This window comes from Mycobacterium sp. (assembly GCF_046095365.1).
Classification (GTDB): domain Bacteria; phylum Actinomycetota; class Actinomycetes; order Mycobacteriales; family Mycobacteriaceae; genus Mycobacterium.
The window spans coordinates 1-12,335 of record NZ_JBJTJF010000187.1 but is presented as its reverse complement, the minus strand read 5'-3'; the positions used below and the strand labels follow the sequence as shown (position 1 = coordinate 12,335).

Annotated in this window: 10 protein-coding genes; 9 read left to right on the top strand and 1 reads right to left on the bottom strand. The window is 69.4% G+C overall.

Annotated elements, in window-relative coordinates; translation table 11 throughout:
* A partial coding sequence (locus ACKOQ4_RS14030; protein WP_526292848.1) for a hypothetical protein occupies positions 1-268 on the bottom strand: 268 nt, incomplete at its 3' end.
* A gap of 600 nt (positions 269-868) precedes the next feature.
* Here ACKOQ4_RS14030 and ACKOQ4_RS14025 point away from each other — a divergent pair.
* The 9 genes from ACKOQ4_RS14025 to ACKOQ4_RS13985 form a co-directional block, all read left to right on the top strand.
* Positions 869-2,077, top strand: a complete 1,209-nt coding sequence (locus tag ACKOQ4_RS14025; protein ID WP_526292846.1) for an alpha/beta hydrolase — start codon at positions 869-871, stop codon at positions 2,075-2,077.
* 94 nt (positions 2,078-2,171) lie between these two features.
* The gene (locus tag ACKOQ4_RS14020; RefSeq protein ID WP_526292844.1) at positions 2,172-3,656 is read left to right on the top strand and encodes a wax ester/triacylglycerol synthase family O-acyltransferase; all 1,485 of its coding nucleotides are present in this window, start codon (positions 2,172-2,174) and stop codon (positions 3,654-3,656) included.
* On the top strand, positions 3,653-5,275 hold the full coding sequence (locus ACKOQ4_RS14015; RefSeq protein WP_526292842.1) for an HAD-IB family hydrolase: 1,623 nt from the start codon (positions 3,653-3,655) through the stop codon (positions 5,273-5,275). Before ACKOQ4_RS14020 ends, ACKOQ4_RS14015 begins: the two co-directional genes overlap by 4 nt.
* The gene (locus ACKOQ4_RS14010) at positions 5,272-7,614 is read left to right on the top strand and encodes a glycerol-3-phosphate 1-O-acyltransferase (RefSeq protein WP_526292840.1); all 2,343 of its coding nucleotides are present in this window, start codon (positions 5,272-5,274) and stop codon (positions 7,612-7,614) included. The genes ACKOQ4_RS14015 and ACKOQ4_RS14010 overlap by 4 nt, the downstream gene beginning before the upstream one ends.
* Before the next feature lie 84 nt (positions 7,615-7,698).
* Entirely contained in the window at positions 7,699-8,436 is a 738-nt protein-coding gene (locus ACKOQ4_RS14005; RefSeq protein WP_526292838.1) for a DUF4333 domain-containing protein, read from the top strand.
* Between the two features lie 18 nt (positions 8,437-8,454).
* On the top strand, positions 8,455-9,180 hold the full coding sequence (locus ACKOQ4_RS14000; RefSeq protein ID WP_526292836.1) for a DUF4333 domain-containing protein: 726 nt from the start codon (positions 8,455-8,457) through the stop codon (positions 9,178-9,180).
* A gap of 1 nt (position 9,181) precedes the next feature.
* Positions 9,182-11,179 carry a bifunctional copper resistance protein CopD/cytochrome c oxidase assembly protein gene (locus ACKOQ4_RS13995; protein WP_526292834.1) on the top strand — a complete coding sequence of 666 codons (1,998 nt, stop codon included), beginning with the start codon at positions 9,182-9,184 and terminating at the stop codon, positions 11,177-11,179.
* Between the two features lie 123 nt (positions 11,180-11,302).
* Entirely contained in the window at positions 11,303-11,770 is a 468-nt protein-coding gene (locus ACKOQ4_RS13990; RefSeq protein WP_526292832.1) for a single-stranded DNA-binding protein, read from the top strand.
* A gap of 57 nt (positions 11,771-11,827) precedes the next feature.
* Positions 11,828-12,335, top strand: a 508-nt coding sequence (locus tag ACKOQ4_RS13985) for an ATP-binding cassette domain-containing protein (protein ID WP_526292830.1), incomplete at its 3' end; no start/stop codon positions are given.

The window sequence follows — 12,335 nt, the reverse complement described above, 5'->3', positions numbered from 1 at the left end:
GTAGCAGCCTGGACAGCCGCCGCGTCAGCGAATCGCCCGGTCCTACGGTTTCGGGAGCGGACACCATCCCGAGGGTGGGCGGATTCGGAGCTTGCGCCCTTTTCGGCGGAGCGGCCAACTGGCCGACCGTCGAGAGAACAGACGGCTCCCCGTCGACTCTGCTGGGAACCGCGCTGTCGTCGACCGCAACGCGAGTCGGGCCAGTGGCGTTGAAGCTATCGCCGACCTCGGCTCCGATGGCCGGCGGGGCGAACGAGTCGACGTCCACCGCCGATCGCGCGGGCACTGCCGCTGCAGGCCGCGGATTCCGCTTCCGATGACCAGCGACGGATGCGTCGACGCGGGCTTTCCCCGCAGGTGCAGCAGTCCGCGGGTGCGTTCTCCGGGGGACTCTGCTTCGACCGATCTGCAGGTCAGACCGGTCCTGCGCCTGCTCCACCGCGGGCGGAGGTTCGCTCTCGCCTGCGGTTCCGCTGTCGGCGGCGGCGAAGCCGACGGGCGCGACCAGCCAGACACCCAAACCGAACGCGGCCGCCTGGAGCCTTCCCGACACCGATTTCCCCGACGTAGCTCTCCCCGACATGGCGGCCCTCCAACCGAGACAAAACCCCAGATCACTCTTGTTTCGGCCGGGCTCGGGCACAAGAGAACCCGTTTTCACCTTTTCCGCCTCGGGGTTCCGTGGACGGCGTCCCATCGTGTCGCGCCGCCGGATTTATCGGCCGTGGTCTGGGAAGACGCCGATTTACGGACTCCCGGACGACGCAAATCACCGATCCGGCGGGGGTCAGCCGCTAGCGTGGCGGGGGCGCCGGGCGTAAGCGCGGCGGCGGTGTTTCACGGCCGACGATCAAGGGAGTCGACAGCCATGGGCAGTGCCTCCGCGGGAGTCCCTGCGCGCTGTGCCCGGACCTTGCAGGCCGGCTCGCTGGTACTGCGCGGTTCGCCGGCGATCGCCGGGTGGGTGCTGGGCTGGCTGGCCGCCGAGTTGGCGCCGCACGCCGTCACCGGGCATGCGCTCTCGGCCCTGCCGCTGCCCCTGGAACGGGCCGCCTGCGGGCTGGCCGCCCAGCGCGCCGACCACGTCCTGGAGGCGGCCCTGCGGGACACCTTCGGTGAGGACTACCTCTCGGCCGTGCACCATCCGCTGGAGTCCTACTCCGCGCGCCGGCCCACCCTCGCCGGACTCGCGCAGGCGATGCGGCAGCGGCGGCACTACTCCGCCACCACGACCGACATTCCCTACGGCCCCGGCGGCAGGAGCAACCTGCTCGACGTCTGGCGCCGTCCCGACCTGCCGAGCGGACACCGCGCGCCGGTTCTGATCCAGATTCCCGGCGGGGGCTGGTCGGTCAACGACAAACGGGGACAGGGCTATCCGCTGATGACCCGGATGGTCGAACTGGGCTGGATCTGCGTCTCGATCAACTACAGCCGCAGCCCCCGCAACGCCTGGCCGTCGCACATCGTCGACGTCAAGCGGGCCATCGCCTGGGTCCGGGAGAACATCGCGGAATTCGGCGGCGACCCCGGCTTCATCGCCGTCACCGGCGGGTCGGCGGGCGGGCACCTGGGGTCGCTGGCCGCGCTGACTGCGGGGGACCGCAGCCTGCAACCGGGGTTCGAGGACGCCGACACCAGCGTGCAGGCGGCCGCGCCGTTCTACGGCATGTACGACCTGACCGACGTGAGTGGCATGCACAAACTGGCGATGCCACTGCTCGAGCAACTGGTCATGCAGCGCCGGCTGGCAGAGGACCGACCCCTGTTCGAGCAGGCCTCACCGACCCACCGGGCGCACCGCAACGCCCCGCCGTTCTTCATCCTGCACGGCGAGAACGACACGGTGGTTCCCAGCTCCCAGGCCCGCGGCTTCGAGCAGGCGCTGCGCCGTGCCGGCGCCGGCACCGTGGCCTACGCGGAGATCCCCAACGCCCACCACGCCTTCGACGCCATCGCCACACTGCGCTGCCAGTTCGCCGCCGAGGCGGTCGCGGCGTTTCTCGGTGTGGTCTTCGGCCGCCACCAGGCCGCGCGCAGGCTGCGCCGCCAGGCCGCCGTCCGCTCCGCCGGCTGATCATTCGACCTCGCCGTCGTCGGGGTCTCCACTAGCGTGAAGAGGCAGCCTGGCGGGTCAGACTGCCCAGCACACACGCGGGAGGAGGACTTCGATGAGCGGCCCCGTTGACGCGTCCGGGCTGCCGTCCGAACTCGGCGCCTTCGACCTGCTGATGCACCGCGGCGAGGCCAACCCGCGTACCCGCTCGGGGATCATGGCCCTGGAGATCCTGGACCGGACGCCGGACTGGGACCGGTTCCGCAGCCTGTTCGAGAACGCCTCGCGCAAGGTGCTGCGGTTGCGGCAGAAGGTGGTGATGCCCACCCTGCCGACCGCCCCGGCGCGCTGGGTCGTCGACCCCGACTTCAACCTGGATTTTCACGTCCGCCGGGTTCGGGTGCCCCACCCCGGCTCACTGCGCGATGTCCTGGATCTGGCTGAGGTGATGCTGCAGTCGCCGCTGGACATCTCCCGGCCGCTGTGGACGGCCACCCTGGTGGAGGGGCTCAAGGGCGGCCGGGCGGCCACCCTGCTGCACCTCAGTCACGCCGTCACCGACGGCGTCGGCGCCACCGCCATGTTCGCCGAGATCTACGACCTCAAACGCGACGCCGCGCCGCGGCCGGTCCCGCCGCTGCCGGTGCCCGAGGACGTCACCGGCATCGACCTGATGCGCGAGGGCATCGGTCATCTTCCCGGCGCCGTGGCCGACGGGCTGGCCGGGGCGGTGGCCGCCGGGCTGGGGGTGGTCGGCCAGCTGGTCCGCAGCCCGGGTTCGGCGGTGTTCGGCACCATCGAATACCTGCGGTCCGGACGGCGGATGATGCGCCGGGCCGCCGACCCCTCGCCGCTGCTGCGCCGGCGCAGCCTGTCCACCCGCACCGAGGCCATCGAGATGCGTCTGGGTGACCTGCACCGGGCCGCGCACGCGGCCGGGGGCTCCATCAATGACGCCTACCTCGCCGGCCTGTGCGGGGCGCTGCGGCTCTACCACGCCGAACTCGGCGTGCCGATCACCACACTGCCGATGGCCGTGCCGGTCAACCTGCGTGCCGAGGCCGACCCGGCCGGCGGCAACCGCTTCGCCGGGGTCAATCTGGCCGCTCCGGTCGGTGTCGCCGACCCGGCGGCGTGTATGCAGAAGATCCGCAAGCAGATGATCTCCCGCCGCGAGGAGGCCGCCATCGACGTGATCGGTGCGGTCGCCGGTGTGCTCACTCTGCTGCCCGACGCCGTGCTGCAGGCCCTGAGCGGCTCGGTGATCGCCTCCGACGTCCAGGCCAGTAATGTCCCCATCTATCCCGGCGACACCTATATCGCGGGGGCAAAAGTGTTGCGGCAGTACGGAATTGGGCCGCTGCCCGGGGTCGCCATGATGGTAGTGCTGGTGTCCAGGGGAGGTTTCGCGACCATCACGTCGCGCTACGACCGCGCCGCGGTCGCCCACCCCGAGCTGTGGGCGCGCTGCCTGCGCAACGGTTTCGACGAGGTGCTCGCCCTGGCCGGGGACCCCCGGCCACAGGTGGTGCCGGTGTCGTTCTCCGACGAAGACGATGAACACTTCACATACAAGAACGGATCGGTGGCGTACTCATGAGCGACAAAACCGCCCGCGGTGCAAAGGGAGCCCGGATTCCCGGCTCGGTGGCCGAGGTGACGGCCAGCCCGCCCGGACCGAAGGTCGGTGCCTTCTTCGACCTCGACGGCACGCTGGTCGCCGGCTTCACCGGCGTGATCCTCACCAAGGAGCGGTTCCGCAGCCGCGACATGGGCGTCGGCGATCTGATCAGCATGGTCGCCGCCGGGTTGAACCACCAGTTCGGCCGGATGGAATTCGAGGGGCTGATCAACAAGGCCAGCGAGGTGCTCATCGGCCGCTCGCTGTCGGACCTGCAGCAGATCGGCGAGCGGTTGTTCGCCGAGAAGATCGAGAAACGGATCTACCCGGAGATGCGCGACCTGGTCCAGGCACACCTGGACCGCGGGCACACCGTCGTGCTGACGTCGTCGGCGCTGACCATCCAGGTCGAGCCGGTGGCGCGCTACCTGGGGATTCCCAACACGCTGAGCAACCACTTCGAGGTGGATGTCAACGGGGTGCTGACGGGCAAGGTGCTCAAGCCGATCCTGTGGGGACCGGGCAAGGCCAACGTGGTGCAGAAGTTCGCCGCCGACAACGACATCGACCTCGCCCAGAGTTACTTCTACGCCGACGGCGACGAGGACGTCGCGCTGATGCACCTGGTGGGCAACCCACGGCCGACCAACCCGGGGGAGAAAATGGCCGAGGTGGCCCGCAAGCGCGGCTGGCCGATCCTGCGCTTCAGCAGCCGGGGTGGCGGCGGTCTGGCCGGACAGGTGCGCACCCTGCTCGGGGTCGGCTCGATCGTGCCCGCCGCATACGGTGCCATCGGGGTGGGACTGCTCACCCTGAACAGGCGTCGCGGGGTGAACTTCTTCACCTCGGCGTTCCCGCAGATGCTGTTGGCGCTCAACGGCGTTCGGCTGAACATCATCGGTGAGGAGAACCTCAAGAAGCAGCTCCCGGCGGTGTTCATCTTCAACCATCGCAACAACTTCGACCCGGTGATCGTCGCCTCGATGGTCAAGGACAACTGGACCGGTGTGGGTAAGAAGGAGCTCCAGAACGACCCGGTGGTGGGAACCCTGGGCAAGCTCGTCGACACCGTCTTCATCGACCGCGAGGATCCGAAGAAAGCGGTCGAGTCGCTCAAGCAGGCCGAGGAACTCACCAGGAAGGGCCTGTCGGTGGTGATCGCCCCCGAGGGCACCCGGATTGACACCAGGTCGGTGGGTCCGTTCAAGAAGGGGCCGTTCCGGCTCGCGATGTCGGCCGGCGTGCCGATCGTGCCCATCGTCATCCGCAACGCCGAGGTGATCTCCGCCCGGGACTCCTCGACGCTGCACCCCGGCACCGTCGACGTGGTCGTCTACCCGCCGATTCCGCTGGATGACTGGAACCTCGACAACCTCTCCGACCGGATCGCCGAGGTGCGCCAGCTCTACCTCGACACCCTCAGGGACTGGCCGACCGACTCGGTGCCCGAGGCTGCTCTGTACGCCTCCGCGCCCGGCAAGCGGACCGCCGGGAAGAGCAAAGCCAAGAAAGCGCCGGCCAAGAAGGTGCCGGCCAAGAAATCGGCCGCCAAGAAGACGCCCACAAATCCGGATACCAAAGTGAGGGGACGCCGATGAGCGCCGCCGATTACCTCACCGGGTTCAGCACCAGCGACGACGCGCTGGTGCTCGCCTCGGTGTCGTCGAAGGCCGAATCCGATCTGCTCGACGACTGGTTGCAGGGTCAGCGCCGCGCACACCCCGAGGCGAAGGTTGAGGTGCTGCGGATACCGCACAGCGACCCCTCGCCGGGACTGCTGAACGAACTCGCCGGAACCCTCGGCGAAGCCGGGGACCGCTCGGTGGTGCCGGTCCGGGTGTTCTGGGTTCCGGGCGGCCTGCCCACCCGGGTCAAAGTGGTGGGCCTGATCTCCGGCCGCGACACCTACCGGCCCCCCGAGCGCCTGCAACGGGCGATCCTCAAGAAGGACCCCTCCCGCGCCCGGATCGTCGCCGGCGAGCCGGCCACCGTCTCGGAGTTGCGTCAGCAGTGGCAGCAGAACACGGTCGGCGGAAGCCCGGCCGACTTCGCGCGTTTCGTGCTGCGCCGGGCCAACCTGGCGATCGAACGGATGGAATTGCGCCTGCTGGGACCGGAGTACAAGTCGCCGCATCTGCTCACCGACGAACTGATGGCCTCCACCCGCTTCATGGACGGGCTGGAGGGGATCCCCGGTGCCACCCCCGAGAAGGCCGAGGAGATGCTCAACGAGCTCGCCACCGGCTGGAGCAGGTTCTCGGTGGACCTGATCCCGAACCTGGGCCGCGCCATCTTCAGCCGGGGCTTCGATCCCCGCATCGACTACGACCAGGCGCAGATCGAGGCGATGCGCCGCGCCCTGGAAGACCATCCGGCTGTGCTGTTGTGGTCGCACCGGTCCTACCTCGACGGGGTGATCGTGCCGGTGGCGTTGCAGGAGAACAAACTGCCGCCCGCCCACACCTTCGCCGGCATCAATCTGTCCTTCGGCTTCATGGGCCCGCTGATGCGCCGCGCGGGCGTGATCTTCCTGCGCCGCAAGCTTGACGACCCGCTGTACAAGTACGTGCTGCGCCAGTTCGTGGGCTACATCGTCGAGAAGCGCTTCAACCTCAGCTGGTCGATAGAGGGGACCCGGTCGCGCACCGGAAAGATGTTGCCGCCCAAGCTCGGTCTGCTCAGCTACGTCGCCGACGCGTACCTGGACGGCCGCAGCGAGGACATCCTGTTGCAGCCGACGTCGATCAGCTTCGATCAGCTTCACGAGACCACCGAGTACGCCAACTACGCGCGTGGCGGCGAGAAGGTCGCCGAGAGTGCCGAGTGGCTGTACAAGTTCATCAAGGCGCAGGGTGAGCGCAACTACGGCAAGATCTACGTCCGCTTCCCCGAGGCGGTGTCGATGCGCCAGTACCTGGGTGACCCGGACGGGCCGGTCGCCACCGACGAGGCCGCCAAGCGCCTGGCCATGCAGAAGATGGCGATCGAGGTGTGCTGGCGGATTCAGCGGGCCACCCCGATCAGTGCCAGCAGCCTGGTCTCGGCAGTGCTGCTGGCCACCCGCGGGCGGGCGCTGACGCTGCCTCAGTTGCACCACACGCTGCAGGACTCGCTGGACTATCTGGAGCGCAAGCGCACCCCGATGACCAACAGCGCGTTGCGACTTCATTCCACCGAGGGGGTGCGGGCGGCCGTCGACGCGCTGTCCAACGGGCACCCGGTGACCCGGGTCGACGGGGGCCACGAACCGGTGTGGCGGATCGCCCCCGAACACGAGCACGAGGCGGCGTTCTACCGCAATTCGCTGATCCACGCGTTCCTTGAGACCTCGATCGTCGAACTGGCCCTGGTGCACGCAGCGCGCGCCGCCGAGGGCGAGCGGGTGGACGCGTTCTGGGCGCAGGCGATGCGGCTGCGCTCACTGCTGAAGTTCGACTTCTACTTCGCCGACTCGGCGACCTTCCGGGCCAACATCGCCGAGGAACTGGAGTGGAACCACGACTGGGCGGCCCAGCTGGCGGCCGGGCCAGAGGCGGTCGACGAACTGCTGCGGGCCAAGCGGCCGCTGATGGCCAACGCCATGCTGCGCCCGTTCTTCGAGGCCTACGAGATCGTCGCCGACGTGCTCTGCGACGCGCCCGCCGACATCGACGACAAGGAACTAAACAAGCTCGCACTCGGCGTCGGCGGCCAGTACGCGGCGCAAGGTCTGATCAGCAGCAACGAGTCGGTCTCGGCGCTGTTGTTCCCGACCGCGCGCAAGGTCGCCGCCGACCAGAAGCTGATGGAGGCCTCGCCGGACTTGCACCAGCGGCGCCGAGCCTTCCTCGACGAGCTCCGCGGCATCATCGCCGACATGGAACGCATCCACGAATTGCAACGCGAGCAGTTCTACCAGCGGGAGGCACTGCTGCACTCGCAGGATCTCACGGCCTGAGCCAACCCCCGACGAACAGGGATTTCGACTGATATTGTCCGTGCCGACATAATCGGGCCCGGACGGGTTGACGGAGGAGATTCGGTGGACAACAGGATTGCGGCGTGTTGTGGCGTGGTCGCCGCGGCCGGACTGCTCAGCGCGGGCCTGTCGGGATGCTCCGCGAAGATCGAGACCTCCAAGACCGTCGCGGTCAGCGCCAACGACCTGCAGAAGGAACTGGGCGATCGGATCGCCAAGGGCGGCATGACGGTGAAGTCGGTCACCTGCAAGGACGACCTGGCCGGCGAGGTGGGCAAGACCGCCCGCTGCGATGTCGCCTTCAGCGACACCAACACCATCGAGGCTGTGCTCACCACCACCAAGGTCGAGGGCAGCACGGTCAGCTTCGACATCAACCCGGCCATGACCAAGGAGCAGGTTGAGAAGGCGGTCGCCGGCATGGCGTCGTCGCCGTCGGCGACCTGCGCGGCGGGCCTGGACGGCAAGGTGGGGGAGTCGACCAGGTGCGAGATCAAACTCGGCGACACCACCTCCAAGCGGATCGTCGAGGTCACCCAGGTCGATCCCGCCCGGCTGGGCATGGAGCTGTCAGCGATCGAGCTGGTGCCCAAGCAACAGGTCGGTGAGGTGCTCATGCAGCAGCTGGGCGCGGACGGCCAGCCGGTGGAGACCGTCGAGTGCGTCGACGACGTCGCCAAGAAGGTCGGCAGCACCGTCGAGTGCGTGACGGTCACCGGCAACGACCAGCAGGGCTACGACGTCACCGTCACCGAGGCCACCGACGACAACGTCGACTTCGGCTACAAAGCGAAGCCCTAGGCGCGCATACTGGGCACCGTGATTGGCGCCCGCGCTGGAGCATTCGCCGTGGCGGGTGTCGTCGTCGCCCTGGCCGGCTGCGCGGGGCGCGCCGACACCGCGCCGCCGATCGCCTCGGCCGACCTGCAGAGCGACCTCGCGGCAAAACTGGCCGCGGCGGGCACTCCGGCACGGTCGGTCAGCTGCCCCCGGGATCTCGCCGGCGCGGTGGGCAGCACCGCCCGCTGCGACGTCACGCTCAGCGACACGGACAGCGTGACGGTCCTGCTCACCACCCTGGGGTCCGAAAACGGCACGGCCAGTTACGAAATCACCCGCACGGAGCTCACCCGTGAGCAACTTGCCAGGCGGGTCGCGGCCGCCTCGGCCGCCGGGTCGGCCAACTGCGAATTCGGAGTGGACGGTCAGGTCGGCGATTTCGCCCAGTGCGAGGTCGCCCGGGGCGGACTGACGTCTCCGGTGACCGTGGAGGTCAAGAGCGTCAAGGGCGTCGCCATCGACCTCGCCGTCAAGCAGGTCATGGCCAAGCAGAAGGTCGAGGACGTGCTGGCGGCCAGGCTGACCGCCGCCCTGGGCCGGCGGCCGGACAGCACCGTCTGCCCGGGCGAGCTGCTCGGGGACCCCGGCGCCACGATGGAGTGCGTCGCCACCTCCGGGGGCAAACCGCAGATCTACGTGCTGACCGTCACCGGCGTCGGCGCGGGCACCGTCGAATTCAGCTACGCCCCGAAGGTAACCTCCTGAGGTGACTCCGGCCCCGGCGCGTCGCGGACCGTGGCCCGTCCTGGCGGCCGTCGCGGTCCTGGCGGGAATCACCGCGGCCGCCATCGCGGCCCTCTCGCTGGCCGACGCTCTCAGCGCCACCGGACTGTCCGACCCGGGACCGGTGACGACGCTCGGACTGCCGTTCGTCCGGGCGGCCGGTGAGGTCGCCGCGGCGACGGCGGTCGGCGGGTTCCTGTTCGCCGCGTTCTTCGTGCCGCCCCAGGACAGCGGTGTGCTCGATGTCGCCGGATACCGGGCGCTGCGGCTGGCCGCGGCGGCCTCGGGGGTGTGGACGGTGTGCGCGGCGGCGCTGGTGGCGCTCACCGTCTCCGATGTGTCCGGCAAGCCGCTGGCCGAGCACCTCGACCCGGCCGAGATCTGGCGGGTGGCCGGCATGGTGGACACCGCCTCGGCGTGGCGCTGGACCGCCCTGATGGCGTTCACCGTCACCATCGCCGCCAGGTCGGCGCTGCGGTGGTCGACGACTCCGGTGCTGTTCGCGGCGTCGCTGCTGACGCTGGTCCCGCTGGCTCTCACCGGCCACTCGGCGGCCGGCGGGTCGCACGACATGGCCACCAACAGTCTGTTCATCCACCTGATCGCCGGCGCGCTGTGGGCCGGTGGCCTGCTGGCGCTGCTGGCCAATGCGCTGCGCGCCGGCGGGCAAACCGATCTGGCCGCCCGCCGGTTCTCCGCGGTGGCACTGTGGTGCTTCGCGGCGATGGTGCTGTCCGGCTTGGTCAACGCCGCGGTGCGAGTCCGGTTGGGCGAACTGTTCGGTACCGCCTACGGCGCGCTGATCCTGGCCAAGGTCGTCGCTCTGGGTGTGCTCGGCCTCATCGGCTGGCGACAGCGCCGCGTCGCGGTTGCTGCGTTACAGGCCGACCCCGCCGCGCGCGCGCCGCTGGTACGGCTGGCATGCGCCGAGGCGCTGGTGTTCGGCGCGACCTTCGGCATCGCCGTCGGGCTGGGCCGCACACCGCCGCCACCGCCGGCCGTCGCTGATCCGTCGCCGGCCGAGGTCGCACTGGGATACGACTTCGCCGGCCCTCCGACCGTGCTCCGCGTCCTCCTCGACTGGCGCTTCGATCTGTTGTTCGGCACTGCCGCAATCGTTTTGGCCGCGGTGTATCTGGCCGGTGTTGTCCGGTTGCACCGTCGCGGCGACCACTGGCCACCGGGACGCACAGCGGCCTGGCTTCTCGGCTGCGCGGTGCTGCTCTTCGCCACCTCGTCGGGGCTGGGCCGCTACTCCCCGGCCATGTTCAGCATGCACATGGCCGCCCACATGCTGCTGTCGATGCTGGTTCCGATCCTGCTGGTGCTCGGGGGGCCCACGACGCTGGCACTGCGGGCGCTGCCCACCGCGGGTAAGGGCAACCCGCCGGGACCCCGGGAATGGCTGCTGGCCGGCCTGCACAGCCGCTGGTCGCGGCTGTTCACCCACCCGGTGGTGGCCACCGTGGTGTTCGTGGCCGGCTTCTACGGGCTGTACTTCGGCGGGATCTTCGACGCCGCGGTGAGCCACCACGCCGCCCACGTGCTGATGAACGTCCACTTCCTGATGAGCGGCTACCTGTTCTACTGGGTGGTCATCGGCATCGACCCGACGCCGCGTGCGGTCGCACCGCTGGCCAAGATCGGGATGGTCTTCGCCTCCATTCCGCTGCACGCCTTCTTCGGGGTGGTGCTGATGGGTATGCCGAAGATCCTGGGGGAGAGGTTCTACCGCTCACTGCAATTACCCTGGCACACAGACCTTCTCGGTGATCAGCACCTGGGCGGCTCGATCGCCTGGGCGGCCGGTGAGGTGCCGCTGGTGGTGGTGATGCTCTCGCTGTTGATCCAGTGGCAGCGCACCGACCGGCGAACCGCCACCCGGCTGGACCGCGCCGCCGAGCGCGACCACGACGCCGATCTGGCCGCCTACAACGCGATGCTGGCCGAGTTGGCCCGCCGCGACCGCGCCAACCGCTGAGCGATCCACAGACCGCGGTTCATCCACAGCAGCACGGCTCGCGCGGCCGACGCGCGGGTGCGGTGTCGGTGGTGTCCGGCCCACTGGAGTGGCGAAGACACGCACCGAAGAAAGGATCCCGTCATGTTCGAGACACCCATCACCGTCGTTGGACGCATCATCACCGATTTCCGCCGCCGGGTCGTCGGCGGCCAGGAGGTGATCAGCTTCCGGGTCGCCAGCAACTCCCGGCGCCGCACCGCCGAGGGCGACTGGGAAGCGGGCCAGACCCTCTACATCACCGTCAACTGCTGGGGCCGGCTGGTTACCGGAGTGGGCGCGGGGCTGTACAAGGGCGCACCGATCATCGCGGTCGGAACCGTGCACACCAGCGAGTACGAGGACCGCGACGGGGTGAAGCGGTCGTCGCTGGAGATGCGCGCCAGCGCGGTCGGGCCGGACCTGGCCCGAGTGATCGCGCGCATCGAGCAGGCGCCGCGTCCGCAGAACCCCGAGGAGGCCTCCGACGGGGAACCCGAGGCTGAGCGGGAGGCCGACGACGCCGACGACTGCCGGCCGGCGGTGGCCGACGGGCTGATGGCCACCGCCTGAGGCCGGTGGGCGGTCACGCCGGTGAGGACCGGCGTGCCCGCCACCTAGGATGGGCGCGTGGCGGAATTCATCTACACCATGCGCAAGGTCCGCAAGGCCCATGGCGACAAGGTCATCCTCGACGACGTGACACTGAGCTTCCTGCCGGGAGCCAAGATCGGTGTCGTCGGACCAAACGGGGCCGGCAAGTCCAGTGTGCTGCGCATCATGGCCGGACTCGACCAGCCGAACAACGGCGACGCTTTCCTGACTCCCGGCGCCAGCGTCGGGATCCTGCTCCAGGAGCCGCCGCTGAACGAGGAGAAGACCGTCCGGGGCAACGTCGAGGAGGGCCTCGGCGACATCAAGGTGAAGCTGGATCGCTTCAACGAGGTCGCCGAGCTGATGGCGACCGACTACTCCGACGAACTGATGGAGGAGATGGGCCGGCTGCAGGAGGAACTCGACCACGCCGACGCCTGGGACCTGGACTCCCAGCTGGAGCAGGCGATGGACGCGCTGCGCTGCCCTCCGCCCGACGAGCCTGTCACCCACCTCTCCGGCGGCGAGCGCCGCCGGGTGGCGC